Source organism: Dyella flagellata (assembly GCF_030160275.1).
GTDB lineage: Bacteria > Pseudomonadota > Gammaproteobacteria > Xanthomonadales > Rhodanobacteraceae > Dyella_B > Dyella_B flagellata.
The window spans coordinates 210,245-235,879 of record NZ_BSOA01000049.1 but is presented as its reverse complement, the minus strand read 5'-3'; the positions used below and the strand labels follow the sequence as shown (position 1 = coordinate 235,879).

22 protein-coding genes and 1 tRNA gene are annotated in these 25,635 nt (G+C 62.3%); 11 read left to right on the top strand and 12 right to left on the bottom strand.

Going from position 1 to position 25,635, the window contains the following annotated elements; translation table 11 throughout:
• The first annotated feature begins 13 nt into the window (after positions 1-13).
• Positions 14-89, top strand: a tRNA-Thr gene (locus QQJ96_RS21235).
• A 122-nt stretch (positions 90-211) separates the two neighbouring features.
• Here QQJ96_RS21235 and QQJ96_RS21230 read toward each other — a convergent pair.
• Both QQJ96_RS21230 and QQJ96_RS21225 read right to left on the bottom strand, forming a co-directional pair.
• On the bottom strand, positions 212-2,539 hold the full coding sequence (locus QQJ96_RS21230) for a pyridoxal phosphate-dependent decarboxylase family protein (RefSeq protein WP_284334017.1): 2,328 nt from the start codon (positions 2,537-2,539) through the stop codon (positions 212-214).
• Positions 2,536-3,300: a hypothetical protein gene (locus tag QQJ96_RS21225; RefSeq protein WP_284334016.1), complete on the bottom strand. Its 765-nt coding sequence runs from the start codon at positions 3,298-3,300 to the stop codon at positions 2,536-2,538. The genes QQJ96_RS21230 and QQJ96_RS21225 overlap by 4 nt, the downstream gene beginning before the upstream one ends.
• A gap of 492 nt (positions 3,301-3,792) precedes the next feature.
• On the opposite strand from QQJ96_RS21225, the gene rocF reads away from it, so the two are divergent.
• Both rocF and QQJ96_RS21215 read left to right on the top strand, forming a co-directional pair.
• Complete coding sequence (rocF, locus tag QQJ96_RS21220; RefSeq protein ID WP_284334015.1) at positions 3,793-4,716, top strand: arginase; 924 nt, start codon at positions 3,793-3,795, stop codon at positions 4,714-4,716.
• 72 nt (positions 4,717-4,788) lie between these two features.
• On the top strand, positions 4,789-6,162 hold the full coding sequence (locus QQJ96_RS21215) for a tryptophan--tRNA ligase (protein WP_284334014.1): 1,374 nt from the start codon (positions 4,789-4,791) through the stop codon (positions 6,160-6,162).
• Between the two features lie 50 nt (positions 6,163-6,212).
• Here the strand turns inward: QQJ96_RS21215 and QQJ96_RS21210 are convergent, their stop codons facing one another.
• From QQJ96_RS21210 to QQJ96_RS21200, 3 genes are all read right to left on the bottom strand, one after another.
• On the bottom strand, positions 6,213-6,692 hold the full coding sequence (locus QQJ96_RS21210; RefSeq protein ID WP_284334013.1) for a BON domain-containing protein: 480 nt from the start codon (positions 6,690-6,692) through the stop codon (positions 6,213-6,215).
• Between the two features lie 210 nt (positions 6,693-6,902).
• Positions 6,903-8,513 carry an inorganic phosphate transporter gene (locus tag QQJ96_RS21205; protein WP_284334012.1) on the bottom strand — a complete coding sequence of 537 codons (1,611 nt, stop codon included), beginning with the start codon at positions 8,511-8,513 and terminating at the stop codon, positions 6,903-6,905.
• Positions 8,514-8,682: 169 nt separating this feature from the next.
• Positions 8,683-9,186, bottom strand: a complete 504-nt coding sequence (locus QQJ96_RS21200) for a Spy/CpxP family protein refolding chaperone (protein WP_284334011.1) — start codon at positions 9,184-9,186, stop codon at positions 8,683-8,685.
• 170 nt (positions 9,187-9,356) lie between these two features.
• Here QQJ96_RS21200 and QQJ96_RS21195 point away from each other — a divergent pair, with 170 nt between their 5' ends.
• Together QQJ96_RS21195 and QQJ96_RS21190 are read left to right on the top strand one after the other, a co-directional pair.
• Positions 9,357-10,052, top strand: coding sequence for a response regulator (locus QQJ96_RS21195; protein WP_284334010.1), 696 nt, complete (start codon positions 9,357-9,359; stop codon positions 10,050-10,052).
• Entirely contained in the window at positions 10,049-11,431 is a 1,383-nt protein-coding gene (locus tag QQJ96_RS21190; RefSeq protein ID WP_284334009.1) for a sensor histidine kinase, read from the top strand. The genes QQJ96_RS21195 and QQJ96_RS21190 overlap by 4 nt, the downstream gene beginning before the upstream one ends.
• A 59-nt stretch (positions 11,432-11,490) precedes the next feature.
• Here the strand turns inward: QQJ96_RS21190 and QQJ96_RS21185 are convergent, their stop codons facing one another.
• The 4 genes from QQJ96_RS21185 to pdhA all read right to left on the bottom strand — a co-directional run bounded on the left by QQJ96_RS21185 (position 11,491) and on the right by pdhA (position 15,821).
• The gene (locus tag QQJ96_RS21185; protein ID WP_284334008.1) at positions 11,491-12,057 is read right to left on the bottom strand and encodes a lipocalin-like domain-containing protein; all 567 of its coding nucleotides are present in this window, start codon (positions 12,055-12,057) and stop codon (positions 11,491-11,493) included.
• 248 nt (positions 12,058-12,305) lie between these two features.
• Positions 12,306-13,679, bottom strand: coding sequence for a dihydrolipoamide acetyltransferase family protein (locus QQJ96_RS21180; protein ID WP_284334007.1), 1,374 nt, complete (start codon positions 13,677-13,679; stop codon positions 12,306-12,308).
• Positions 13,680-13,751: 72 nt separating this feature from the next.
• A complete protein-coding gene (locus QQJ96_RS21175; protein ID WP_284334006.1) occupies positions 13,752-14,732 on the bottom strand; it encodes an alpha-ketoacid dehydrogenase subunit beta in 981 nt (326 codons plus the stop codon).
• 3 nt (positions 14,733-14,735) lie between these two features.
• Complete coding sequence (gene pdhA / locus QQJ96_RS21170) at positions 14,736-15,821, bottom strand: pyruvate dehydrogenase (acetyl-transferring) E1 component subunit alpha (protein ID WP_284334005.1); 1,086 nt, start codon at positions 15,819-15,821, stop codon at positions 14,736-14,738.
• Positions 15,822-16,094: 273 nt separating this feature from the next.
• On the opposite strand from pdhA, the gene QQJ96_RS21165 reads away from it, so the two are divergent.
• Complete coding sequence (locus QQJ96_RS21165) at positions 16,095-16,946, top strand: tryptophan 2,3-dioxygenase (RefSeq protein WP_284334004.1); 852 nt, start codon at positions 16,095-16,097, stop codon at positions 16,944-16,946.
• A gap of 168 nt (positions 16,947-17,114) precedes the next feature.
• Positions 17,115-18,593: a peptide MFS transporter gene (locus QQJ96_RS21160; RefSeq protein ID WP_284334054.1), complete on the top strand. Its 1,479-nt coding sequence runs from the start codon at positions 17,115-17,117 to the stop codon at positions 18,591-18,593.
• A 10-nt stretch (positions 18,594-18,603) separates the two neighbouring features.
• On the opposite strand, the gene QQJ96_RS21155 is transcribed toward QQJ96_RS21160, so the two are convergent.
• Positions 18,604-19,086 (bottom strand): MarR family winged helix-turn-helix transcriptional regulator, encoded by a 483-nt coding sequence (locus tag QQJ96_RS21155; protein WP_284334053.1) that lies wholly within the window; start codon positions 19,084-19,086, stop codon positions 18,604-18,606.
• A 114-nt stretch (positions 19,087-19,200) separates the two neighbouring features.
• Here QQJ96_RS21155 and hppD point away from each other — a divergent pair, with 114 nt between their 5' ends.
• From hppD to tpx, 4 genes are all read left to right on the top strand, one after another.
• A complete protein-coding gene (gene hppD, locus QQJ96_RS21150; protein ID WP_284334003.1) occupies positions 19,201-20,295 on the top strand; it encodes a 4-hydroxyphenylpyruvate dioxygenase in 1,095 nt (364 codons plus the stop codon).
• 63 nt (positions 20,296-20,358) lie between these two features.
• Complete coding sequence (hmgA, locus tag QQJ96_RS21145; protein ID WP_284334052.1) at positions 20,359-21,657, top strand: homogentisate 1,2-dioxygenase; 1,299 nt, start codon at positions 20,359-20,361, stop codon at positions 21,655-21,657.
• A gap of 113 nt (positions 21,658-21,770) precedes the next feature.
• Positions 21,771-22,754 (top strand): fumarylacetoacetate hydrolase family protein, encoded by a 984-nt coding sequence (locus QQJ96_RS21140; RefSeq protein WP_284334002.1) that lies wholly within the window; start codon positions 21,771-21,773, stop codon positions 22,752-22,754.
• Between the two features lie 103 nt (positions 22,755-22,857).
• The gene (gene tpx, locus QQJ96_RS21135; protein WP_284334001.1) at positions 22,858-23,358 is read left to right on the top strand and encodes a thiol peroxidase; all 501 of its coding nucleotides are present in this window, start codon (positions 22,858-22,860) and stop codon (positions 23,356-23,358) included.
• A gap of 71 nt (positions 23,359-23,429) precedes the next feature.
• Here tpx and QQJ96_RS21130 read toward each other — a convergent pair whose 3' ends face one another.
• Positions 23,430-23,843 carry a group III truncated hemoglobin gene (locus QQJ96_RS21130; RefSeq protein ID WP_284334000.1) on the bottom strand — a complete coding sequence of 138 codons (414 nt, stop codon included), beginning with the start codon at positions 23,841-23,843 and terminating at the stop codon, positions 23,430-23,432.
• 83 nt (positions 23,844-23,926) lie between these two features.
• A complete protein-coding gene (locus tag QQJ96_RS21125) occupies positions 23,927-25,486 on the bottom strand; it encodes a glucosyltransferase domain-containing protein (RefSeq protein ID WP_284333999.1) in 1,560 nt (519 codons plus the stop codon).
• Positions 25,487-25,635: the final 149 nt, after the last annotated feature.

Sequence of the window (25,635 nt, the reverse complement as noted above, 5' to 3'; positions counted from 1 at the left end):
TGGACGGCCCAATGCCGGCATAGCTCAGTTGGTAGAGCAACCGCCTTGTAAGCGGTAGGTCGTCTGTTCGAGTCAGACTGTCGGCACCAGGAAACCACCGCACCGCGCCTGCTGATCGTGTTTCTCCAAGACCATTTTCCTAGCACATCACCCTCCCCTGAAGCAGGGGAGGGTGATGGCGATGTTCGCCTGGTGCTTGGTCCGGGCGGGTCTACGGATTGGCCCTTGGCCGGGCATGACCATTGCCGCTGGTGCCGATGGCCGCCGCGGTACCGGGCTTCAGCGGGATGCGTATGGTCTCTTCTTCCTCGGACCGGAACACGGCGAAAGGCTGTGCCTTGATTTCCCGGATCGCACCGAGCACGGCCTTACGCAATGCGTCGATCAAGGTGGGAATGAAATTTCCCTTTTCCGTGCTGGTCATCCACGGGTCCATGGTGGTGGAGAGGAGGAAGGAAATGGACTGCTCCGGATCACCCTGTACGCCAAGGCGCTGCTTGAATGCTTCGACAAATGCCTGGCCATAGACGCTAGGCTCAAAGGCCGAATTGGTGAGGATGATCGGCGTATCGCGTGTGTGATCGCTGTTCGGCTGCAGGCTGCATTGATTGTAGATGGCGGTGTTGAATGCGTTGAGCATCTCCACGTTGCGATTGAGCGCGCCATCGTCCAGACGATAGTTGAATGCGTAGGAAACGATGATCTGGTCCGAACCCAGTTCGGTCAGCAACTGCATCGCCTGCGGATCGCGGAGCAGTTCTTCGTTCGACTTGGGCACGATTTCGCGCGCGATGTATTCCAGTTGCGCACGAATCTCCTTTTTCGTGCCGCCTGCCTGTTCGGCCGGCAGGCGCTGGAACGGTACGATGACGAACGGCGCATCCTCCTCCAAGGCCATGGTCACCAGGGCGGCGTAAAGCCGTTTGCTGTTGAACAGCGACTGCCCAAGGATCTTGCCGTAGCCGCTCTGGTTGGTGCGGATGACGCGATGGCTGAGATAGACACCGGCCGCCGCCGCGCCCGGCTTCGAGCCTTCCACGCCATAGATGCCTACGGTGGGGTCCGCGGTGCCCTTGTAGACCACCGGCGCCGTGAACGAAACCAGATTGCGCTGGGCGCCGTTGCGATAACACAAGCCGCCCGCCGGATAGGGAATGTAGCCGGCCTTGTGCGGATCGATGGTGATGGAATCGGCGGTGGGCAGCGCTTCGTACTGTGCCGTGACATAGTCGCTCATCGCCAGATCGGGCGTGAAACGCAGGCCATCCGCCTTCGCCGCCATGGGCGCTTCGTGCTTGGGCGCACGCAGTATCGCGGCGAAATAACCGCCCCACGCTGCATCGACGTGCACGGGATAGCTGAAGCCGGCGTGCCGATATTCGTCGCGCAAGGCAACTACCGCACCCAGGGGATCGACCGCGCTTTCTTCGGTCGACCCCAGCACGGCGATATTGAGTATCACCGGCCGGCGTTCGGCCATGCAGCGGTCCAACGCGGCCCGCAAGGCCGGCATCGCCATACGCGCATTGAGGTCTACATCGACGCCGACGAGGTTGTTCTGTCCGATGCCCAGAATCGCCGCCGCCTTGGGCCAGGAATAATGCATCGTCGCCGGGCCGATCAGCACCGGCGCACCAACCTCGCCTCTGAGATACTGGCGCGCGAATTCGACGTAGCCCAGCTGCTGGATCGAGTAATTGTTGATGAGGTTGATGCCTTCGTTGGGCGCCGAGCTGATGCCGTAGTCGTTCACCAATACGGTGGGTATGGCCAGAACCACATCCGGCTCAAGATTGAGCTGCTGCCATGACGTCAATCGCGTCAGGATTTCCCGCTGGCCATTGGGCAAGCGCACCGTCATGTTCCTGGCTGCGGCCAGCGACGGCTCGCGCATGAGGGCGGCTGCCACTGACACGGGGTAGTACTTCAAGTTGCGCGCCGACCACATCGCTTCAAGGTTGGCCACGCTGCCATCGCATGTGATGTGTCCCCACGGACGGACTGCCCCCGTGTCGTCTTTCGGCGGTATGCGATAGCCAAGCAGCTCGCACAGATCGTCGCCGACGATCATTTCCAGCGGCGTGGTAACCGGCGAGGCCTCCGAGGCGACATTGTTCTGGTTGTACAGCATGCCGGCAAAATACCCGGCAACGCCCGGCAAGGTGATATCCCAGTTCATATGGGCTTGATAGCGGTAGCTGAAAAAGGGCACCGAGCCTTTCAGCTTTTCGAGGAGATTGAGGTACTCCTGGCGCATCGTCTTTACCGATTCCTTGTACGCCTGGGATTTCTTGATCTCCTCGGTCACGTAAGGCGGATCGTTCGGAAAGTATTCGCGCCGATCCATGCAGTGCGCCCCGATGGCGTCGGCGATCAGCTCCTTCAGCAACTGCTCGTTCTCGGCCTTGGGTCCTAGGAACCAAGCGGCCAATGACGAGGTGCCAGGAACATCGAGTGAGAACACGTCGCCGGGCTTGGTCTGGGCAAGTGTCTGGTTGAGCTGTTCGGTGAAGCGTTGGGCGGATGTTTTCGGATTCATGCTCTTCCTCCTAGCTCTGCGTTGGCGCGGTGTATGGCATGCAATTGCTCGCTGCCGGGGGGCTCGTGGACCATGTTGATGGCCGCCGTGTCGAAGTACGAGGTGACTCCGATATCGGCGAGGTATTCGCCGATACCGCCGACACTGACGCTGTAGGCGGGCGCAGTGAGCGGATTGCTGGTGTAGAACTGTTGCGGCAACGACAGAAAGTTGATTGTTACGCCCGAGGCCAGGTGCTCCGGATCAAGCCACGCCGGCACCTCGAGCAGATCAAGCACCTGGTCGAAGTCGGGCAATTGACTGGTCCAGTGCACCAGGTGCGCCGAGGTTCCCGCCCCGAACAAGTAGTAGGTGAGATACGGGGGGTAATCCATGCAATAGTCGAAACGGCGGAATATCACGATCCGCTCGATCTGCACGGGGACGTTGTGGATCAGTGGCGGATCGGTGTTCGGATCGTTCGGCAGCCCACGGAAAATATCGGCGCTGAAGGCAACGCGCTGACCATTGGCGATTTGCGGGATGGTCATCAGGTCCGTTTGCAGATTCCCGAGTATGTAGGTGGTGCCCGGCGGTTGCGCGGCCTTGTCCGCTACATACGCTCGCTTTGCATAGGCGGGCAAACTCACTTGCATAAGCAGCTGATAGCGATGGTTTTCCATGTTGAACATCGCCAGGTGATGCAGAAACAGGGTTTCAGTTCCAATCATCACAAACCCGTGCTGGTCCGGCGTGTCGGCCAGCGGATAGCTTGAGATCATGACCCACCTCCTCAGGTTGACCGTTGAGTGAACCGCGGCGTCTCAGAAACAGGCACATAGCCGTTGGCGACACTAGGTCGCTCGCCAGGTGATTGCTGCAGGGAGAAGGGTCGAAGACTTGTAGGAAAACATGCCGCCCATGGTCGGCACGGCACTCATTGCGTAGCTAGGACTGAAGCACGAAGCCTGACTGACAAGGATGCGAGTCTCCCCCTGGAGACGAAGCACGTACGGGCGACGCTCAGTGACGCAACAGCATCCCAGTCTAGCAATGGCGGTGTGCACGATGCCTCACGCGAGCGTCACATTGCTGTTAATTCGGGCCGCGGGCGATGTTTGCCCAAGGGTGGCTTCTTTTAAAAAACACCATATTTTTCAGTTACATAAATGGATGGGTGGGGTGCGGGAAGAATGCTTGGCGCGTTTGCTGCCGCGTATCACCTCTTCTGAGCCGCTAAACTTGGCTTTCATGCAGGACATAAGCAGGGTCGTATGAAAAAGCAGGTGGTTGCATTGGTCGGCGTGCCGACCGATATCGGCGCCGGGCATCGCGGCGCGTCGATGGGGCCCGAGGCCCTGCGCGTGGCGCAGCTGGGCGAGAAGCTGCGCCGGCGTGGCATGGAGGTGGTTGATCGGGGCAATCTGCACGGTCCGATGAACCCCTGGCAGCCGCCGGAGGACGGTTATCGGCACTTGCCGGAAGTGATCGCGTGGAACCTTGCCGTGCACACGGCCATTCATCAGGAACTGCAGGCGGGCCGCCTGCCGATCATGCTGGGCGGCGACCATTGCCTGGCGATTGGTTCGATCAGTGCGGTGGCGCGCCATTGCCATGAGCAGGAACGCAAGCTGCGCGTGCTATGGCTGGATGCGCATGCCGATTTCAACACCTCGCAAGTGACGCCTTCGGGCAACATCCACGGCATGCCGGTGGCCTGCCTGTGCGGCAACGGCCCGCGCGAGCTGGTGGAAATCGGCGATCGCGTTCCCGCGGTCACGCCCGATGTATTTCGCCAGATCGGCATCCGTTCGGTGGACGAAGGCGAAAAGCGGCTGGTGCGGCAGGCGAAGATGGATATCTACGATATGCGCCACATCGACGAGGTGGGCATGAAGCGCACGATGGAAGAAGCGCTGGAAGGCCTGGACGAGAACACGCATCTGCACGTGAGCTTCGACGTGGACTTCCTGGATCCTTCGATCGCGCCTGGGGTAGGCACGACGGTGCGCGGCGGCCCGACTTATCGCGAGGCGCAGCTGTGCATGGAGATGATCGCCGACACCGGTCGCCTGGGCTCGCTGGACATCGTGGAATTGAACCCGGCCTACGACAAGCGCAACCGCACGGCGAGGCTGGCGGTGGAGCTGGTCGAGTCGCTGTTCGGCAAGTCCACCCTGATGCGTGAGCCCGATTAAAGTCCGTACACTGCTTTAGCCGCCTCGCGCAGGGTGCGCGGGGCGTTTGTTTGACCTTTCCTGGATTGCTGCATGCAAACTCGCGTCCTTACAGGCATCACCACCACCGGTACGCCACACCTGGGCAATTACGTCGGCGCGATCCGGCCGGCGATTGCCGCCAGCCGCCGGCCCGAGGTCGATGCGTTCTTTTTCATGGCCGATTATCACGCGCTGATCAAGAGCGACGATCCGGCCCGCATCGAACGCTCGCGCCTGGAAATCGCGGCAACCTGGCTGGCGGCGGGCCTGGATCCGAACCGGGTGACGTTCTACCGGCAGTCCGATATTCCGGAAATTCCCGAGCTTACCTGGTTTCTTACCTGCGTCACCGCCAAGGGCTTGCTCAATCGCGCGCATGCCTACAAGGCGTCCGTGGACAAGAACACCGAAGCAGGCGAAGACCAGGATGCGGGCGTGACCGCGGGCCTGTACATGTATCCGGTGCTTATGGCGGCGGACATCCTTGCGTTCAACGCCCAACAAGTGCCGGTGGGGCGCGACCAGATCCAGCACATCGAAATGGCGCGCGATATCGCGCAGCGTTTCAATCACATCTATGGGCACGAGTTCTTTGTGCTGCCCGAGGTGGTGATCGAAGAGCAGGTCGCCACCTTGCCAGGGCTGGACGGCCGCAAGATGTCCAAGAGCTACGACAACACCATTCCTCTGTTCGCCGGTGGTGCCAAGCAGTTGCGTGAAACCATCATGCGCATCGTCACCGATTCGCGCATGCCGGGCGAGGCCAAGGACCCGGACAGTTCCTCGCTGTTTACCATCTTCCACGCCTTCGCCAGCGAAACCGAAAGCCATGCCTTCCGCCGTGCGCTGGAAGAGGGGATCGGCTGGGGAGAAGCCAAGCAGGTGCTGTACGAACGCCTGGAGGCGGATATCGCACCGATGCGCGAGCGTTACGAGGAGCTGATCGCGCGTCCGGCCGATATCGAAGACATATTGCGCGAGGGCGCACGCAAGGCGCGTGCTATCGCCAGTCCGAAAATCGCCGAACTGCGTGCCGCGATCGGCTTGCGCGCGATGTCGTCCGCGAACCTCCCCGCCGGTGGCACCAGGCAGGCGACGAAAGCGGCCAGGCCGCCACGTTTTGCCAGCTTCCGCGACACTGACGGCAGCTTCCGCTTCCGCCTGTTTTCGTCCGAAGGCGATGAGTTGTTGCTGTCGAAGTCGTTCAAGGATCCGAAAGAAGCCGGCGCAGTGCAAAAGCGCTTGAAGGTGCTAGGTGGCGCCGCCGCAACAGTACACAGCTTGCCTCGTTCATTGGTGCTTGAGCTTGACGGTGAGCCGGTGGCGACTGCGCCGGACTACACGGATGAAATCGAGCGCGACGAAGCGTTGAGCTATTTGCGCGCGGCCCTGGACCTGCTGGCTGTGCAGGAAAAGAGCGAGTAACTAAAACCCCTCCCCAATCTGCGGGGGAGGGGGCAGGCTGGCAGGCCTCACTACTTGCCGCTGGAGGCGCTCGATGCCGGCTTGGAGCTCGCTTCGCTCACGGTCAGGCCCGATGCATCGACGCTCTTCACGCCCTTTACGTGCTTGGCGAGGTGTACGGCGCGATTCTTTTCCGCCTTGGAGGTAGCGCTGCCGGTCAGGGTCACAACGCCGTCGGCCGTGCTCACCGTAATGTCGGACGCCTTCACGCCCTTGGCGGCGGCGAATTTGGATTTCACCTTGGTGGTAATCCAGGTGTCGTCCACTTTGCCGGGAACCGTCTCGTTGCTACGGTTCATCGTCGACTGGTCGGTAGTGGGGGTCGACTGTGGCGTGCTTGATGGCTGCTGCATCGGAGAGGTGGAGGGTTGTTGCTGCGGCATCGACGATGGCGGGGTGCTCTGCGCCAGTAGGGAAAATGGTGCGGCTGCGAAGGCCATCATCACGGTAGTGGCGATCAGGGATTTGCGCAGATGGGATTGGTTACGCATTGGCAATCTCCTTGGAGCTGGGGGCTGCCTGCCAAGGATAGTCGTTAGAGAAGCAAGCAGGCGCATCGCTAGGGATCCGCATGCCCATGGCAACAGGCCGCGTGTGAAAGCGGCGTTGCAAAATTCCCATGCACATTGAGTTAGTTCAGTGATGTGCTTGCATTGCCAATGCGATGTTTCACGTTTGTTGTGCTTATTAGCGAGCGGCGCTCAGAACAGGTGCTTGAAGGCAATGAAGAGCAAACCCGCCAACAGGATCGAGGCTGGCAAGGTCAGCACCCAGGCCATCAGCAGATTGCGCACGGTGCCCCATTGCAGGCCGGAGCCGTTCGCCGCCATCGTGCCGGCGACACCCGAAGTCAGCACATGCGTCGTGCTGACCGGCAGGTGATACATGTCGGCGGCCTGGATCAGGGTCATGGCTACCAGTTCGGCCGATGCGCCTTGCGCATAGGTGAGGTGCTCCTTGCCGATGCGCTCGCCAACCGTCACGACGATGCGCTTCCATCCCACCATCGTGCCCAGACCCAACGCCAGCGCAACGGCCACTTTGACCCAGGGCGGGATGAATTGAGTGGCTTTGACGCCGAGCCCGCGCCAGCTGGTGAGCACCTTGCTCTGCTCATCGCTCAGCCCTGGCTGCGCCAGCACCAATGGAATCGCCGCGTTCGCCAGATAGATGTCGTTGCGCACATTGCCCATCTGTTCCTGCGGTACCGAACGCAGCGACGGACGATTGCCCACCTGCTGATCGATGTTGGCCATCAGCGCCGAAAGCGCAGGGATCGTATCGGGTAGCAGCCGGCGCCGTTGCAAGGTCGTGGTGACGATGTCGCGCGCGTTCCCGTTCAACAGAACGCCGTGGTCGAGAGTATCGAGCACTTGCCGGACTTCCACCGTAACCTCGTGGAAAGTTTTCACCTGGCCGCCGGATACTGCGCCATTCAGTGCATAGGCGGTGGGCACGGTGCCGATCAGGATCAGCATGATCAGGCCCATGCCCTTCTGCCCATCGTTGGAGCCGTGGCTGAAACTCACGCCCGTGCAGGTGAGCACCAGCAGCAGGCGGATCGGCCACGGGGGCGGTTTTTGTCCTTCCGGTGCGCGATACAGCGCTGGGATCTTGATCAAAGCTTTCAGCAACAGCATCAGCAGGCCCGCCAGCAGGAAGCCGGCGATCGGCGAAAAGACCAGGCCGCGCAGCACGCCGATGGCGGCGTTCCAGTCGACGCCGCTGGTGCCGGTCTTTACCGCCGTGAACTGATTGGCAAGACCTACGCCGATGATCGAGCCGATCAAGGTATGCGAAGAAGAATTCGGCAGACCGAAATACCAGGTGCCGAGGTTCCACAGGATCGCTGCGAACAGCAACGCGAACACCATCGCAAAGCCCGCTTCGCTGCCCACCTGCAAGATCAGCTCGACCGGTAACAGCGATACCACCGTGAATGCGACCGCGCCTGATGAGGTCAGCACGCCCAGGAAGTTGAAGATGCCCGACCAGATCACGGCCAGGTTGGCCGGCATCGAATGCGTGTAGATCACCGTAGCCACGGCATTGGCCGTGTCGTGAAAGCCATTGACGAACTCGAAGCCCAGTGCGATCAGCAAGGCCACGCCCAGCAGGATGAACGGGCCGGTCGAATGCGCGCGCACGATGGAAAGATCGTCGACGAGGTGCAAGCCGGCGTAGCCGCCACCTATCAGCAAGATCAAGCCAAACAGGGCGCCGAACAGCCGTCCGGAAGCTTGGCTGGGTGTGGCGGTACTGACGACAGTCGCATCCGTCTGCATGGGCTCGCCCTCGATGGTCAGCCCCATGAAAGCTAAGCGCTGCGCAAGACAACTGCGTGACAGCCTGCTGTGTTGCAGCTGCGTGAAGAAATGAAGCAAAAAAAGCGATCGCCGATGCAGCGGCGATCGCTCAGCTTATCGGTTAGAGCGTCCGCTAAGAGTCGCTAACCGTCTATTTGTCTTGGTTTTGCCGTGCTTACGGTGCCGAGCCGGCACTCGCCGGCAGCGGATGTTCGGCCTTGAACTGTTGCCACTGCGCCTTGCGTGCCTGGAACGCCGCCTTCTGGCTGGCGTATTGGTTCTGCTGTGCGCTGGTCAGCACGCTGTTGTAGATCTGCGCGGTAGCGCCGGCACGGGCGGTAATGCGGGCGCTGGTGAGGTTGGCTTCAGCCTGGGCCAGGCTTGCTGCCGCCGACTGATAATTGGATGCGTTTGGCGACAGCGCCTCGAACGCCTCATGCTGTTGGCGAACGGTCTGTGCCTGCGTCTTCAACGACGCAAAGCTTTGCTGCAGGATCTGTTTGACCTGGGCTTTCTGGGCGTCCGTGAGGTTCAGGCCGTGCAGGGCCATCATGGCTTCGCCGTGGTGGTCGCGGGGACCGCCGGGGCCGAAATCGGGGCCGCCGTCGTGGGCGAAGGCCAGCGCGGATACGCCCAGGGCGGCGGAGAGAATGAGAGACAAGGTCATCGACTTGCGCATCGTGAAACTCCTGTTTGGGGGAGGGTGCTGCGCAAGTATTGGAAAGCAGGGGCAGGTTTAAGAGCTTTGCTGCGGTGTAAAGAAGGGTAAAGTCAGCCTGCTGCAAGCGAGCGGCAGCCCGTCGCGGTTGTCATGCGATAGTGTGTTACACACTGTCGACGGTATGGCCGATGTCCCGGATATTGATTGGTGATGACGATCGCGAGCTGTGCTCGCTGCTTGCCGAGTACCTGCGCCGCGAGGGTCTCCTGGTGGAGGTGGTGCACGACGGCGAAGGCGTGCTGGCGCGTCTGCGTGATCCTGCCTTGCGTCCGGATCTATTGATCCTCGACGTGATGATGCCCGGTCGCAGCGGCTTGGATACCTTGCGTGATCTGCGTACGCAATTCCGTCTGCCGGTGATCATGCTTTCCGGACGTGGCGAGCCGGTGGATCGGGTGGTCGGACTGGAGCTGGGCGCGGACGATTATCTTTCCAAGCCCTGTTTGCCACGCGAACTGCTGGCGCGCGTGCGCGCCCAATTGCGTCGCCACACGGTAGAAAACGTGGGCGAGCTCACCGCGGGCGTGCTGCGCTTGTTGCCTGGCGAGAGGCGCGCGTATGCGGCTGAGCAAGAGCTCAATCTTACCGGCGCCGAATTCGCCTTGCTGTTGCTGTTGGCGCAGCGTGCCGGCGAAGTCGTCGACAAGACATCGCTGACTCGCGCTGCGTTGGGGCGTGAGCTGGAGCGCTTCGATCGCAGCATCGATGTCCACGTCAGCCGGTTGCGCCACAAGTTGCAGCAAGCATCGGCGCAGGCGCCACGCATCGATTCGGTACGCGGTGCCGGTTATGTGCTGCTGCCCAACAGTGGCGCCTCGGCATGAACACGTTCAGGAGTCCATTTCGCAGCCCGTTGTTTTGGCGCCTGCTGATCTCCGTCTGCGTTGCCAATGTACTGGTGCTGATGCTGGGTGGACTGCTGACGCGCAGCTTCATCAGCTACTCCGTGCAGCAGGATTTCGATTGGCCGGCGATGGCGCAGGCCGCCGAGCAGGCTTATGAGAAAGATGGGAGCATCGGCCTGGATGCGTGGGTAAGGCAGGAGCGTGAGCAGGGGGTGGACGCCACGCTGTACGAAAATGGAGAGCCATTGCGCGAGATACGCTTGCCTCCACCGGTCCGCCGAAGCTTGCCCGACTGGTTGTCTTCCGGGCACGACATCGCCTTGAATCCATGGCCCGGCTTCTACATTGCCGTGCAAAACGTAAGCGGTAGCGACGGGCATCCACGGCAGTTGGTGGCGGTAAGCAGCTCGCGGACGCGCATTCCTCCGCACGCGCGTGAAAAAATCCTGCTCGGCGTACAGCTGGGGCTTTCTTTGCTGACGATCGCGATCATTGGCTGGTGGGTTGCACGCAGCGTTTCCAGACCGGTCGAAGCGATGCGCGCTGCAACCCGCAAGATGGCCGCTGGCGAATTTGCCACTCGGGTCGAGCGGCGCTGGAGCAAGCAGCACGACGAACTTGGCCAGCTCGCGCGCGACTTCAATGGCATGGCCGAGCGCATCGAGCATCTGGTGGCGCATGATCGTGGCGTCCTGCAGGATCTTTCGCATGAATTGCGTTCGCCCCTGGCACGGCTGCATCTGATTCTGGATCTGGCTCAACACAGCCCGAATCCGCAGGAAGCCGCGGCGCACTTCGAGCGCGCCGAGCATGAGATCGAGCGCATGGATCGTATGACGGCGGAGATGTTGGCGCTGTCGCGACTGGAAAGTGGTTTGCCGGGGATGGTGCGTGAACCGGTCGACGTGGCGGCGCTGGCCAGGGATCGCGTGGCGGCGGCGCGTATCGACGCCGAAGCCCGTGGCGTCACTCTGCATATGACGGAAAACGGGCTCGCCATCGTGCAGGGCAGCGCCATTTTGCTGGAGAGAGCGCTGGACAACGTGATTGCCAACGCGATCAAGTTCAGTCCCTCCGATGCGGTCGTGCAGATCGATCTGAACCGTCGGCAGTCGCATGTGGAACTACGCGTTCGCGATCACGGGCCAGGCGTACCCGACGAGGAATTGGTACTCCTGTTCCGCCCCTTCTTCCGTGGCAAGAACGCGGCCCAGGCGACAGGTCACGGACTGGGCTTGGCGATTGTGCAGCGGGTGATGCACACGCATGGCGGCGAGGTGACGGCACACAACGTGCAGGGCGGTGGCCTGGAAGTCGTCATGCGCTTGCCGTTGCCGATGGACACGCGTAGCGCTTGACGAAGACCGCTGCGTTCGGGCGTATCCCGGCTTGCCGGATACGCCCGATGTGCCCCTGCTCAATCCTGCCGCTGCCAGACCACTTCGCCATGGGCGCCTTCGGCGGCGCCGCTGCTGGGCTTGGCAACAATGTAGGTCAGCTGGTTGCCCTTGAGGGTGTAGCCAGTGCTGCCGCCGTGACCGATCCAGTTGGGAAAGGAAGCTTGCTCGATATGTGTGGTCAGCTGATTGCCATGCACGCTCACGCTGCCATAGTGCGCATTGACGTCCAGCGAGGCTGCACGATATTCCTCCGGCGTGCCCTTGGATTTGTCGCCAGCGGCGAACGGCGTGCGTTGCGCACGCGCGATCAGCATCATGTAGCGGCCATGCGTATCAATCATCCACAAGCCTTCCGGATGCGGGCCATATAGCTCGATGCGGTGGCCATCGGGGTAGACGTTATCGCAACGAACCAGGGTCCAAGTACCGGCCAGCCACATGGGTACCGGCATGTCGCCGGATGGTGTTGCCGAATCGGACTTCTGCTGCGCCTGTTCCTGTGCGGTGGTGGTGGCCTGGGTGGTAGATACACCCAGGGCGAGCGCGATCACGCCGAACATGAAAATCTTTCGAAGGGGGTGCATGGGGATTCCTCGGTGAGCACGGAGTGCGCAAGCAGTCTATGCGTCGACGGAATCGTCCCAACATGGGGTAAACCCATATTTCAGTGATTGCGGATTGACATGGATAATCAAGCTGACGGGTAGGCTGGGATGGCAATCCCAGCATTGCCGGTGCGGCATACATGGCGATGCTGGGATTGCATCCCAGCCTACGGTTGAAGGCAAAAAAAAAGCGCCCATGAAGGGCGCTTTTTTTGGGTGCATAACCATCAGTTCGGCGCGGACAGATCGTCCAGCAAGGCCTTGAGGAAGCGCGCCGCCTCACCGCCTGTCGCCGCACGATGGTCGAAGGTGATGCTGATCGGCATGCGGCGATGCACTTCGATGCCACCCATCACGGCTACCACGTCGTGGCTGAGCTTGCCGGCGCCGATGATCGCCACACAGGGCGGCACTACCACCGGTGTGGCATAGCGGCCAGCGAACATGCCGAAGTTCGACAGGCTGATGGTGTAGCCGCTGAGTTCCGTGGCCGGAATGCTGCGATCTTCCACTTGCGTGCGCAGGCGCTTGATGCCGGCGCGGATACCGGCGCCATCCAGCACGTCGGCATTGCGCAATGCTGGGACGAACAGACCGTCTTCCGTATCCACCGCGATGCCAATGTCCACATGCGGATGCAGCGTGCGGGTGAGGTTCTTGCCGTCGAACCAGGCATTGAGCGCGGGCACCGCCTTGCAGGCCGCGACGATGGCGCGGATCAGGCGTGCGGTGATGTCCTGCTTGCCGATCCAGGCGTGCAGGTCGGCATCGTCCACCAGCGTGGTGGGCACCACGTTAGCGTGCGCCTCGGCCATCACGCGGGCCATGTTGCGGCGGACGCCTTTGAGCTGTTCCGGCTGGCCGCTCGCGTGCACGCTCGGCGGCGCGGTTCGCACCGGCTTGCCGGCCAGCGACACAGCGGTACGGGTCGGCTCCGGTTGTGGCAGTTCGGGGGCCAGGTGGCGGCCGGCAGAGGCCGGCACGGCGCGCGCCGGTGCTGCACCGAGTGCGGCGCTACCGTTGGCGGCGGCGTTCTTCACGTCTTGCATGGTGACCACGCCATCGGCGCCGGTGCCACGCACGCGCGAGATATCCACCTTCAGCTTCTTGGCGAGCGCGCGCACAGCCGGAACGGCCTTCACGCCGCCGGCGCTGGAAGCCTGCTCGATATGCACATGGCTGCCGCTGACCATCGCGCCGACCACGGTGCCTTCGTCTTCGCGCTCGGCCTTGCCGTTGGTTTCCAGTTCGCCGCCTTCATCGGAGGCGGTGACTTTCTTCGGTTCCGCGGCGGCGGCCTTCTTGGGGCCGTGATGGTGGCCGGTGGATTCGGCTTCCGCACGCTGCTTGGCATTCGGATCGGGCTCGAATTCGGCCAGCGCTGCACCGGTCTCGATCACGTCGCCGGCGGCGCCGTGCAGCTTGGTGACCTTGCCGGTATAGGGGGAGGGCACGTCGACGACGGCCTTGGCGGTTTCCATCGACACCAGCGGCGCGTCGAGCTTGATGGTGTCGCCTTCCTTCACGTGCCATTCGACGATGGTCGCGTCAGGCAGGCCTTCGCCGAGGTCCGGCAGGTAGAACGTCTTGATGTCGGCCATGTTCGGTTCCCGTAATCAGTCTTGATGTTCTTGGTGCGTCATTCCGGTAATCACCACAATGACGCTGTAAGGTCAGGAGGCGGCCAGCGCGCGCTTGGCGGCTTCCACCACGCGCTCGGCGCTAGGCAGGTATTTCATCTCCAGACGGAACAACGGAATGTGCGTATCCCAGCCGGTCACGCGCTCCACCGGCGCGAGCAGGTCGTACAGGCATTCCTCGGCGATACGGGCGGCGATTTCCGCGCCGAAGCCGGCGGTCTTGGGCGCTTCATGCAGGATCACGCAGCGGCCGGTCTTCTGCACCGACTCGGCGATGGTGTCGAAATCGAGCGGGGTGAGCGTGGCCACGTCGATCACTTCGGCGCTGATGCCTTCCTCAGCCAGCGCGTCGGCCGCTTCCAGCGCCTCTTTGACTTGCGCGCCCCAGGTTACGATGGAGACGTCGGTGCCGTCGCGCAGCACGAAGCACACATCCAGCGGCAGCGCTTCGCCGTCGTCCGGCACTTCTTCCTTGTACTGGCGATAGATGCGCTTGGGTTCAAAGAACATCACCGGATCCGGATCGCGAATCGCGGCCAGCAGCAGGCCGTAGGCACGCGCTGGAGAAGAGGGCATGACCACGCGCAGGCCCGGGATATTGGTGAACAGGTGTTCGTTCGCCTCGGAGTGATGCTCCGGTGCGCGAATGCCGCCGCCCCACGGCGCGCGCCATACGGCCGGCACGGTGATGCGGCCGCGCGTGCGGTTGCGCATGCGTGCGGCGTGGCAGGCGATCTGCTCCATCATCGGATAGATGAAGCCTTCGAACTGCGCTTCGGCCACCGGCTTCATGCCGGCGGCGGCGAGGCCCACGGTGACGCCGGCGATGGTGGTTTCATCCAGCGGCGTGTCGAGCACGCGCAGCGGGCCGAATTTTTCCTGCAGGCCCTGGGTGGCGCGGAACACGCCGCCGTTGACGCCCACGTCTTCGCCGAGCACGACAACGCTGTCGTCATGGGCCATTTCATAAGCAAGAGCCTGGGTGACGGCTTCGATAAGAGTGATCTGTGCCATGGCTTAGTGCGCCTTCTTGTCGAGCGAGAGCGCGAGATCGCGCTGTTTGGCGAGGTCCGCGGGGACTTCGGCGAAGGTGTAGTCGAACATCGCCGTGACGGGCTGGGTCTTGGTCTCAAGGTAGGCGTTCACCTCGTTGTCCATCCAGTCATCGCACTCGGTTTTCCAGGCTTCTTCCTTCTGGTCGTCCCACACTTTCTTGGCCACCAGCCAGTTGCGCAGGCGCTTCATCGGTTCCTTCGCCCAGGCGTCCTTCACTTCCTGCTCGCCACGGTAGCGGCGTGCATCGTCGGCGGTGGTGTGGTCGCTCAGGCGATAGGTGACCAGCTCCAGCACGGTGCCGCCTTCGCCGTTGCGTGCCCGCTCCAGGGCATCTTCCATCGCCTTGCGCACGGCGATGATGTCGTTGCCGTCCACCTGGATGCAGTACAGGCCGGCGGCAATGCCCTTCTGTGCCAGCGTGGGCGCGCCGGACTGGATTTTGCGCGGCACCGAGATCGCCCACTGGTTGTTGACGATCACCGCCACCATCGGCAGGTTCTGCGCGCCGGCGATATTGATGGCGCCGTAGAAGTCGCCCTTCGACGAACCGCCATCACCGATCGTGCACACGGCGACGCGCTTCTCGTTGCGGATCTTGAATGCCAGCGCGGTGCCGGCCGCGTGCAGGCATTGCGTGGCGATCGGCACCGACCAGGCGAAATCATGGCGCGCGGCGCCATTCTGGTAATCGTTGCCGCGTTCGTCGCCGCCCCAGTACATGTACACCTCGCGCGGCTGCACGCCGCGATACAGCTGCGCGCCGTATTCGCGATAGCTGACAGCCAGCACATCTTCGGGCTTCATGGCGCTGCCGATGCCCACGTGCGCGGCTTCGTGGCCAAGGCAGCTTGCATAGGTGCCGAGCTTGCCGGTACGTTGCAGCGCTACCGACTTGGCGTCGAACACGCGGGTGGACAGCATCAGCTTGTACAGCTCGACCATGTGGTCGAGGTCTTTGGCGAATTCGGGCAGGTCATCACGGACCTGCTTGCCTTCGGCATCGAGGTATTGCAGATATTCGATTTCAAACTTGGCGGCGATGGACACGACTCGCTCCCGGATGGGGTAGGGGAAAACGCTGCGGGGGGAGGCGCGGCCCATCCAGTGGGGCCGGACGCGCTGTTAAAGGATACTTTGACCATTTTACGCGGGCGTCACCGCGCTGTGTGAGCAGTCAAAAAGCAGCCTTCGGACCCAGGCAAACGCCAATAGATAGCAGGGCGCCATTTCACGCCGCAAGGTACACTGCAGCATGCGAGCCCGTACGTAGGCACTTGTCATAGCGGGTAACATGAATCTTTTTGCGGGTTTATGGGCGTCATGACGGATAACCAGCGGGACCTCGAGGCAGGCATCGAGCTCGACCTTAGCGGCCGGATGACCTATGGCGGCTATTTGCGTTTGGATCAACTGCTTAGCGCGCAGCAGCCGTTGACGCGGCCGCCGCACCACGACGAAATGCTGTTCATCGTGATGCACCAGGTGGCCGAGCTGTGGATGAAGCTGGTCATCCATGAGCTGACGTCGGCCATCGCGCACCTGCGCATGGACGACGTGAACGAATGCTTGAAAGTTCTTGCGCGCGTGAAGCACGTGCAGCGGCAGCTGTTCGAGCAGTGGGCTGTGCTGGAGACGTTGACGCCAGCGGAATATCTGGAATTTCGTGACGCCCTGGGCTCGTCGTCGGGTTTCCAGTCGCTGCAGTACCGAGTGATCGAATTCATGCTGGGCAACAAGAACGCGCAGATGCTCAAGGTGTTCGAGCATGACCCGGCGGCCCACGCGCGCTTGCGCGACGTGCTGCAGGCGCCGGGCTTGTACGACGAGTTCCTGCGCTACCTTGCCCGCCGCGGCCATGCCGTGCCGGCCGAGCGGGTGGAGCGTGACTGGAGCGAGCCGTATCAGCGTCATGAAGGTCTATTGCCGGTCTTCAAGCGCATTTACGAACAGCGTGCGGCGTTCTGGTCCGAGTACCACATGTGCGAGCAACTGGTGGATGTGGAGGAAAGTTTCCAGCTTTGGCGTTTCCGACATATGAAAACGGTGGAGCGCATCATCGGACACCGGCGCGGCACGGGTGGTTCCTCGGGCGTGGCGTTCTTGAAGAAGGCGCTGGAACTGGAGTTCTTTCCGGAGTTGCTGGACGTGCGAACCGTGCTCGGCAACGCCTAGGTTGGAAACTTTTACGGCGCGCCTTTGATCAATCCCGCACAAACATGATGGGTGGCGGCACGAAGTTGCTGCATCGCGTTTGACTTGAACGCACCAGGCCCGTTACATCTCTCGGGTCCAATCCCAGGGGGAACCCCAGTGAACCAGCATTCCGAAGCCGGCGTCCGAATGACGCCCGACTTTCCGCAGCTCTTCGGCCACCCGCGGCCGTTATGGATGCTGTTCATGACCGAGTTCTGGGAGCGCTTCGCGTACTACAGCCTCAGCTGGGTGCTGGCGTTGTATGCGGTGGCGCAGTTCTACAACGGCGACCCCACTGGGCAGGGCTGGGCCAGCAGCATCTTTGGCGCCTATGTGGCGCTGGCGTTTGCCTTCGGTGTGTTCGGGGGCTATGTGGCCGACAAAATTATCGGCTACCAGCGCTCGATCCTGCTCGGCGCTCTGGTGATGGCAGCTGGCTTGTTCGTGCTGATGATCCCCAGCCGCGATGCCTTGCTGTTCGGCCTGGCGATGGTCATCGTCGGCGACGCCTTGTTCAAGCCGAATATCTCCTCGATGGTGGGGCAGCTCTATCCGCCCGGCGACGAACGTCGTGATCGCGGCTTTACGCTGTTCTACATGGGCATCAACTGCGGCGCCTTCCTGGCCCCCCTGATCACCGGCTGGATGGCCAGCTATTTCACCAAGACCCCGCTGCAGCAGAACTTCCGCATCGTCTTTGCGGCCGCCGGCGTGGGCATGCTCTTGAGCCTGTTGTGGTTCTGGTTTGGGCGGCGAGGACTGCGCGGCGTGGGACGCCCGGCGCCAGGCAGCGAAAGCCGTATGCGTGTAGTGCAAGTGTTTGTTGGCGTTGCGGCCGCCGTGCCGGTGACTTACCTGCTGCTGGCCAAGCTTGGCGCGGTCGGCCTGCAATGGGTGATGGGTGTGCTGTTCGTTGGCATGGTGGTGGTGCTGATCGCCGAAGCCCTGCGCCACGATCGGGTGCAATTGCATCGCGTGATCGCCATGCTGATCATTTTTGCCTTCAACGTGTTGTTCTGGGTGTTCTATTACCTGTTCGGCACCACCTTCAATTTCCTGGCCGAAAACCTGGTGGACCGGCAGATGTTCGGCGGTTGGATGTTTCCTGTGGGCTGGTTCCAGGCGATGACCCCGCTGTGGGTGGTCGCCTTGGCGCCGGTGACGGCGCTGGCCTGGGGTTGGCTGGCCAAGCGCCACAAGGAGCCTTCCATCCCGCGCAAGTTCGGCCTGGGCCTGGTCTTCGAGGGTGTCGGCTTCGTGAGCCTGATCTACGCCTTGTCGCACCTGCTCGACAGCCATGGCCTGATCCCGTTCTGGCCGCTGGCGATGTGCTACCTGTTCCAGTCGGTGGGTGAGCTGTGCCTCTCGCCGATCGGCCTGTCGATGGTGACCAAGCTGGCCCCGCCGCGACTGGTGGGCCTGGGGCTGGGTGGCTGGTTCCTGTCCACGGCATTGGGCGGCAACCTCTCCGGCATGCTGGCCTCGCACATCAGCGGTGCCACCGGCATGACCGCGGCCTCGGCACTGAGCGGCTTCACCTTCTGCTTCTACGTGCTGGCCGGCTCGGGCGTCCTGCTGCTGCTGATTTCGCCGCTGGTGAACCGGCTGATGCACGGGGTGAAGTAGCAGGGGCTCCTCAGGTTCCCAGTCCCGGCACGTCGTCAAGCAGCTTGTCGAGGATGCGCGTCAGCCACTGACGCTCTTCCTCGTCCAGCTTGGCCAGCACGTCCCGTTCGCGCGCGCGCGCCATCGGCGCCACATCATCGTGGATGACCCAGCCGGCTTCGGTCAGGTTCAGCACGGAGCGGCGCTTGTCGTTGCCGTGAGTATCCCGGTGTACCCGGCCGGCTTCGACCAAGCGGGCCAACGCCCGGCTGACCGCCACCTTGTCCATCGCCGTGCGCTCGGCCACTTCCCGCGCGGAGAGCCCGTGGAAACGCGCCAGCACCGCCATCACGCGCCACTCCGTCATGCTGAGGTCGTAGCGACGCTGGTAGTCGTTCGCGATCGCCTGGCTCACCGTGTTCGAAAGGATCGACAGTCGATAGGGCAGGAAACGCTCCAGTTCGAGGGGGGCGTGTTCGGCTCCGGCGGGGGCGGGCTTGCGCGGATGGGACATTTGCGGCGGTGTTCCTTGCAATTAGTTTCAATTGTAACTATAACGGCGATCTGAGCTTGATGGTGGCACGCTGAGCTGGCCGCCGTCGCGCACCGACTTCACCTGGAGAGCGCCATGAACGCCCAACCCAATCTCGGCATGCACGTCACCACCTTCGAGAACCCCATGGGCATCAACGGATTCGAATTCGTTGAATTTGCCGCCCCGGCGGGCCGTGGTGGCGAACTGCGTAGGTTATTCCAGAACATGGGCTTCACGGCGGTGCTCAAGCACAAGCACCGGCCGATTACGGTGTATCGCCAGGGTGGCGTCAACTTCCTGGTCAATGAAGACCCCGATTCCTTCGCCGCCGAATTCGCCGCCAAGCATGGCCCTTGCGCCTGCGGCTTCGCGATCCGCTTCAGCAAGCCCGCCGATGAAGTGCTGAAGGCCGTGCTGGCCAATGGCGGCGAGGCGATGACGGCCAAAGCCGACAGCAAGGCGGTGAATGCGCCGGTGGTGAAGGGCATCGGCGACTGCATGCTGTACCTGGTGGATCGCTATGCCGACGCCGGCAGCATCTATGACGGTGACTACGAGCCGGTACCTGGTGCCGAGCAAAATCCGTCCGGCTTCGGCCTCACTTTCATCGACCATCTCACCCACAATCTCTACTTCGGCAACATGCAGAAGTGGTCCGATTACTACGAGCGCCTGTTCAACTTCCGCGAGATCCGTTATTTCGACATCAAGGGCGCCAAGACCGGCCTGGTGTCGAAGGCGATGACCGCGCCGGACGGCATCGTGCGCATTCCGCTCAACGAATCGAGCGATCCGAAGAGCCAGATCAACGAGTACCTCGACGCCTACCATGGCGAAGGCATCCAGCATATCGCCTGTTTCACCGACGACATCTACGAAACGGTGGAAGCAATGCGCGCCAAAGGCGTGCAGTTCCTCGATACGCCGGACACCTATTACGAGGTGATCAACCAGCGTATCCCGAACCACGGCGAGGACGTACCGCGCCTGGAGAAGAACAAGATCCTGATCGACGCCGATCCGGAGACCAAGCAGCGCAAACTGTTGCAGATCTTCACGCAGAACAATATCGGCCCGATCTTCTTCGAGATCATCCAGCGCAAAGGCAACGAAGGCTTTGGCGAAGGCAACTTCCAGGCGCTATTCGAGTCGATCGAGCGCGACCAGATGAGGCGCGGCGTTCTGTAAATTCTTCAAAGCCCCTCTCTCGGCAAGGGAGGGCGTCTGGACGAGGCAAGAGTGGGCTCTATGATGGAATCGAACGGCTACCAATCCGGTTTCGGCAATGAGTTCGCCAGCGAGGCGATCGCGGGCGTGCTGCCGGCGGGCCAAAATTCGCCGCAGCGTGTAGCGCATGGCTTATATGCCGAACAGCTGTCCGGTACCGCCTTCACCGCGCCGCGCCACGCCAATCGGCGCAGCTGGCTGTACCGCATTCGGCCGGCTGCGATGCACCAGCCGTTCGAGCCCCTGCCTCATGCCGGCTTCCACAACCGTTTCGATGAAGCGCCGGCCACCCCGAACCAGTTGCGCTGGGATCCGTGGCCGCTGCCCTCGAAGCCGACCGATTTCGTCGATGGGCTGGTGACGATCGCCGGCAATGGTGGTCCGGCCGAGCAAGCTGGCTGTGGCATCCACCTGTATGCCGCCAACCGCTCGATGCAGCGGCGCTACTTCTACAACGCGGACGGCGAGCTGCTGATCGTGCCGCAGCTGGGGCGCTTGCACATCGCCACCGAGCTGGGCGTGCTTGAGCTCAAGCCGCTGGAAATCGCGGTGATCCCGCGTGGCGTGCGTTTCCGCGTGGAGTTGCCGGATGCCGAGGCACGTGGCTACGTCGCAGAAAATTTCGGCGCCTTGTTGCGTCTGCCGGACCTGGGCCCGATCGGCGCCAACTCCATGGCCTTGCCGCGCGATTTTCTCGCGCCGCATGCCGCCTATGAAGACGTCGAGGGCGATTTCGAGCTGATCGCGAAGTTCCAGGGGGCGTTGTGGAAAGCGGGCATCAATCATTCGCCGCTGGACGTGGTGGCCTGGCATGGCAACTACGCGCCTTACAAATACGATCTCACGCACTTCAACACGGTCGGCTCGATCAGCGTCGATCACCCTGATCCTTCCATTTTCACGGTGCTTACCTCGCCGAGCGATACACCTGGCACCGCGAACGTGGATTTCGTGATCTTCCCGCCGCGCTGGCTGGTGGCCGAACGCACGTTCCGTCCACCGTACTTCCATCGCAACGTCGCCAGCGAGTTCATGGGCTTGATCGAAGGCGTGTATGACGCCAAGGCCGGCGGTTTTGCGCCGGGCGGCGCCAGCTTGCACAACTGCATGAGCGGCCATGGCCCGGATGCGGCGACGTTTGAAAAGGCCAGTGCGGCCGACGTCGGCAAGCCCGATCACATCACCGGTACGATGGCTTTCATGTTCGAAACGCGCAAGGTGATCCATCCTACCCGGCAAGCGCTCGAGGCGCCGCAGTTGCAGCATGACTACTATCAGTGCTGGCAGGGCATCGCCAAGCATTTCGATCCGAAAAGGGCTTGAGCCGGCTGTCCGAAGCGGACGCCGCTGGCAAAATAATGCGGTGGCGCGCAGGTGCGCCACCGAAGATCGATGACGTGGAAGGCTGCGCATAAGGCGGCCGACGGAGTGAACATATGAAACTGGGCAGTCTCAAGGAAGGTGGCCGTGACGGCACGCTGATCGTGGTAAGCCGCGATTTGCAGCGGGCCGTGAAGGCGACCGGCATCGCGGCGACCATGCAGGCTGCCCTGGACGATTGGTCGAACACCGCGCCGCGCTTGAATGCGCTTTCCGATGCGCTCAACGCAGGCAGTGCACAAGCCGCGTTCGCACTGGATATGGCAGCGCTCGCCGCACCGCTGCCGCGCGCTTATGAATTTGTCGACGGCAGTGCCTATCTGCCTCACGTGGCGCGCGTGCGTCGTGCGCGTGGCGCGGAAGTTCCAGAATCGTTCTACATCGATCCGCTGATGTACCAGGCCACGAGTGCAGGGTTTCTAGGGCCGCGCGACCCGGTGGTGGTGCCGAGCGAAGACTACGGCATCGACCTGGAAGCCGAGGTGGTGGTCATCACCGATGACGTGCCGATGGCTGTGACCTCCGAGCAGGCCGCTGCCCACATCCAGTTGGTCGGCCTGGTCAATGACGTCAGCCTGCGCAGCCTGATTCCGGCGGAACTAGCCAAGAGTTTCGGCTTCCTGCAGTCCAAGCCTCGTTCGGCGTTATCGCCGGTATTCGTCACGCCGGATGAACTCGGCGACGCATGGCGAGGCGAGAAGCTCCATTTGCCGATGCGCACCTGGCTCAATGGCCAATGGTTCGGCGAAGCCGAATGCGGTGTCGACATGCAGTTCAACTTCGCGCAACTGGTGGCGCATTCGGCGAAAACGAGGCCACTCACCGCGGGCACCATCGTGGGCTCGGGCACCATCGCCAACGAAGACACCAGCAAGGGCGCTTCCTGCCTGGCCGAGCAGCGCACGGTGGAAACCTTGCGCGATGGCGAGCCGAGCACGCCGTTCCTGAAGTTCGGGGATACGCTGCGGATTGACATCACCGATCAGCAGGGTGTCTCGATCTTCGGAGCCATCGAGCAGCTTGTTTCGCCGCTGAAGTAAGCCGCCATCGCCTGAGGGTACGGGCCGGAAAGGAAGGGGTGACGCGCAGGGCCGCCGGCGCTATCTTCACATGTCTCTTCCTTCCCATCCCTAGGAGCAGCGTATGTCCCAAGTGACCCTCAAGGGCAATCCGGTTCAAGTCGGCGGCCAACTGCCTGCTGTCGGCAGCCAGGCGCCCGCGTTCAAGCTGGTGGCCAAGGACCTGTCGGATGCGGCGCTGGACAAATTCAGCGGCAAGCGCAAGGTGTTGAACATCTTCCCCAGCATCGACACGCCGACTTGCGCAACGTCCGTGCGCCGCTTCAACGAGAAGGCCAGCCAGTTGGACAATGCGGTGGTGCTGTGCATCTCGGCCGATCTGCCGTTTGCCCAGGCCCGCTTCTGTGGGGCAGAGGGCCTGGACAACGTGGTGACGTTGTCGACCATGCGTGGTCATGCTTTCCTGCAGGAGTACGGTGTAGCGATTGCGTCAGGCCCACTGGCCGGTCTGGCTGCACGCGCTGTGGTGGTGCTGGACGAGCACGACAAGGTCGTGCATACCGAACTGGTCGGCGAGATCGCCCACGAGCCCAATTACGAAGCGGCATTGAAAGCGTTGGGCTGATCGGAGCGTAGGCTGGGATGACAATCCCAGCTTTCACGGCGCGTTTCCGAAGCTGGGATTGTCATCCCAGCCTACGGGCAGCGGCCTACGACTGGAATCGTGAACGGGCTCATGCCGAGGCGTTCTTGCAAGCCCATGCCCAGCCGCAGGCTGCGCCCGATACGATCGGCGTGCTCAAGCATGATTCCGGCATCGGCCTCGTCCAGCATTTCGCGCGTAGTGGTCCGCCATAGCGAGAGCCAGCGTTCGAAATGCTCGGTGCGGATGCTGGTCTGTTCGCGGTGAATCGCCATCGGGTTGCCGCGATAGCTATTGGCGCGCAATGCCACGGAACACCAAAACGAAGTCAGTGTGCGCTTGTGCTCGTCCCAGTCGTCGATGGCGGCATTGAATACGGGGCCAAGCAGGGGGTCGATGCGCACTTTTTCGTAAAAGCGATCGACCAGTTGGGCGATCTGCGCGGTATCGAGCTTTGAGTCTTGCATGTTGCCATTATACGCCCTCCAGGCATCCTGTCGGCCGTGGCAGGATGCCGCCGGAGCTGCGATTGGGCCGCGCAAGGCGGCGGTCAACCATGCGGGCAAGACAAGGGGCGTCCGCCCGGGAAAGTCACCACCGCGGTGGTATCGACGACGCGCAGCACATAGCGGTTCCTCGTGTAGAGGACCGGGGCATCGCAAGCACGTAGCAGCAGGGCGTCGGCGGCGGCATTGCCAGCCGGATTCTCCCTGGCCTCGTCCAGTCCGGTCCCGAACAGCTTGACGAAATGGCGCGACTGGAAGTCGTTCCCCATCAGGTAGGGTGGAATCAGGTTGTTGAGCACTGGAAAGATTTCCGCCGCATGGGCCGAAAGCGGCGACAGGCCGGCCGAGCCATCCATAAGGAAGCTATTGATGCCCTGTTTCTGCTTGAGCTCGGCCAGGTCGTTGGCGAGCTGCGAGGCGATCTGCGTTTCGTATTGCTTTTGTGCGGTTGAAGCGTTGCCGTAGATGTTGGCAAAGCAGAACATGCCGAGCGTCCATACTCCGGCTACCGTGTAGCACAGTCCATTGCCCCAGCCGGGACCCCATTTGCGCAATGCGACGTGCAAGGCGATGAGGCTTGCGCACATCAGTGCGCCCACCCCGGGAAACACGCGCGGCGACAAGATCGGCGAGACCAGCAGGAGCATCGGGCCGGCTACGCAAGCCAGAGCGACGAACGGCAGCAAGAGGGGAAACAGAGCCAAGCCGCATTTGACCCACACCGGGCGTGTCCGCTTCGCGCTGGATGCAAACGCGTAAGACAGGCCGACGGCGACAGGAGCAAGCGCCGTGAGCGCCAGCAGCCAAACGAGTACGGGCGTCCAGCGCCGGGCGAGCGCGTGCAGCAGAAAGGCGCTCATGTTCTTTGCATTGGCGACGACCACGTCCCATTGTTGGGGACTGTGGATCATCTGGCTGTGCTCGTGGATCCAGTCCTTGATGGAGGGGGCCACCTTCCATTGGTAAATGAGCACGGCCAGGAGTGCTTCGCCTACGTAGAACGCCGCCAGCCGCGCTACACGCGCAGGCGTTTCATCACGTGCCTGCGCCGCCACCAGATCGAGCAGCACGAAGATCAGGAATACGTTCAAGCATGGCTGGTAGCTGCACAGGCAGCCAAGCAGCGCTAGCGCTCCCAGTGCGAAGCCGCGCAGGTTGTCGCGACACACGCTTACCGGAAGCACGGCCAGCAGCACGGACGCGCCCATGGCGACGGCGTCAAAGCGGAAGGAGAGGTTTTCCAGGAAAAATGGCTGCGCGCCCAAGGGCAGCACGAGCAGCGCGGCCAGCCAGGGCGATTGGATGGCGTAGCGGCGCGCGATCAGCATCCCGGCCAAAGCCAGCAGGGCGATGGCGAGGATCTGCGGCATCGGCGCAAAGTCGACCAGGCGCGGCAGGTTTCCTTCCAGCAGGCGCATCAAGGCCGTGGTCAGCGGACGCCCGTTGTCGTTCCAGCTGTACGCCCCCGAAAGCATGCGCGCCATGTCGTCATTGAAAGGGCGGTCGGCACGCAGGATCGGGTAAAGCACAAAGAGCAGATAGCCGGTAAACAGGATGCCGAACAGCTGCTTGCTGCCGGCCGGGATTTGCTGCGAAGAAGGCATAAGCCGGCTTTTCTCCATGGCTTGAAGGCGGCGCGTCGGCGCCCGGTCTGCTCTTGGAGTAGACCAAATTGCTAGAATGCCAGCTCCCATGCACAAGAGCCATGGGAGGCGCCGATCCATAGTGGAGCGCCGCAGCTACCGACCAAAAG

What these genes read in the sequence shown, in the direction of transcription:
- QQJ96_RS21230 (WP_284334017.1), bottom strand. Translation starts at nt 2,539, where the DNA reads ATGAATCCGAAAACATCCGCCCAACGCTTCACCGAACAGCTCAACCAG.
- QQJ96_RS21225 (WP_284334016.1), bottom strand. Translation starts at nt 3,300, where the DNA reads ATGATCTCAAGCTATCCGCTGGCCGACACGCCGGACCAGCACGGGTTT.
- rocF (WP_284334015.1), top strand. Translation starts at nt 3,793, where the DNA reads ATGAAAAAGCAGGTGGTTGCATTGGTCGGCGTGCCGACCGATATCGGC.
- QQJ96_RS21215 (WP_284334014.1), top strand. Translation starts at nt 4,789, where the DNA reads ATGCAAACTCGCGTCCTTACAGGCATCACCACCACCGGTACGCCACAC.
- QQJ96_RS21210 (WP_284334013.1), bottom strand. Translation starts at nt 6,692, where the DNA reads ATGCGTAACCAATCCCATCTGCGCAAATCCCTGATCGCCACTACCGTG.
- QQJ96_RS21205 (WP_284334012.1), bottom strand. Translation starts at nt 8,513, where the DNA reads ATGGGGCTGACCATCGAGGGCGAGCCCATGCAGACGGATGCGACTGTC.
- QQJ96_RS21200 (WP_284334011.1), bottom strand. Translation starts at nt 9,186, where the DNA reads ATGCGCAAGTCGATGACCTTGTCTCTCATTCTCTCCGCCGCCCTGGGC.
- QQJ96_RS21195 (WP_284334010.1), top strand. Translation starts at nt 9,357, where the DNA reads ATGTCCCGGATATTGATTGGTGATGACGATCGCGAGCTGTGCTCGCTG.
- QQJ96_RS21190 (WP_284334009.1), top strand. Translation starts at nt 10,049, where the DNA reads ATGAACACGTTCAGGAGTCCATTTCGCAGCCCGTTGTTTTGGCGCCTG.
- QQJ96_RS21185 (WP_284334008.1), bottom strand. Translation starts at nt 12,057, where the DNA reads ATGCACCCCCTTCGAAAGATTTTCATGTTCGGCGTGATCGCGCTCGCC.
- QQJ96_RS21180 (WP_284334007.1), bottom strand. Translation starts at nt 13,679, where the DNA reads ATGGCCGACATCAAGACGTTCTACCTGCCGGACCTCGGCGAAGGCCTG.
- QQJ96_RS21175 (WP_284334006.1), bottom strand. Translation starts at nt 14,732, where the DNA reads ATGGCACAGATCACTCTTATCGAAGCCGTCACCCAGGCTCTTGCTTAT.
- QQJ96_RS21165 (WP_284334004.1), top strand. Translation starts at nt 16,095, where the DNA reads ATGACGGATAACCAGCGGGACCTCGAGGCAGGCATCGAGCTCGACCTT.
- QQJ96_RS21160 (WP_284334054.1), top strand. Translation starts at nt 17,115, where the DNA reads ATGACGCCCGACTTTCCGCAGCTCTTCGGCCACCCGCGGCCGTTATGG.
- QQJ96_RS21155 (WP_284334053.1), bottom strand. Translation starts at nt 19,086, where the DNA reads ATGTCCCATCCGCGCAAGCCCGCCCCCGCCGGAGCCGAACACGCCCCC.
- hppD (WP_284334003.1), top strand. Translation starts at nt 19,201, where the DNA reads ATGAACGCCCAACCCAATCTCGGCATGCACGTCACCACCTTCGAGAAC.
- hmgA (WP_284334052.1), top strand. Translation starts at nt 20,359, where the DNA reads ATGGAATCGAACGGCTACCAATCCGGTTTCGGCAATGAGTTCGCCAGC.
- QQJ96_RS21140 (WP_284334002.1), top strand. Translation starts at nt 21,771, where the DNA reads ATGAAACTGGGCAGTCTCAAGGAAGGTGGCCGTGACGGCACGCTGATC.
- tpx (WP_284334001.1), top strand. Translation starts at nt 22,858, where the DNA reads ATGTCCCAAGTGACCCTCAAGGGCAATCCGGTTCAAGTCGGCGGCCAA.
- QQJ96_RS21130 (WP_284334000.1), bottom strand. Translation starts at nt 23,843, where the DNA reads ATGCAAGACTCAAAGCTCGATACCGCGCAGATCGCCCAACTGGTCGAT.
- QQJ96_RS21125 (WP_284333999.1), bottom strand. Translation starts at nt 25,486, where the DNA reads ATGCCTTCTTCGCAGCAAATCCCGGCCGGCAGCAAGCAGCTGTTCGGC.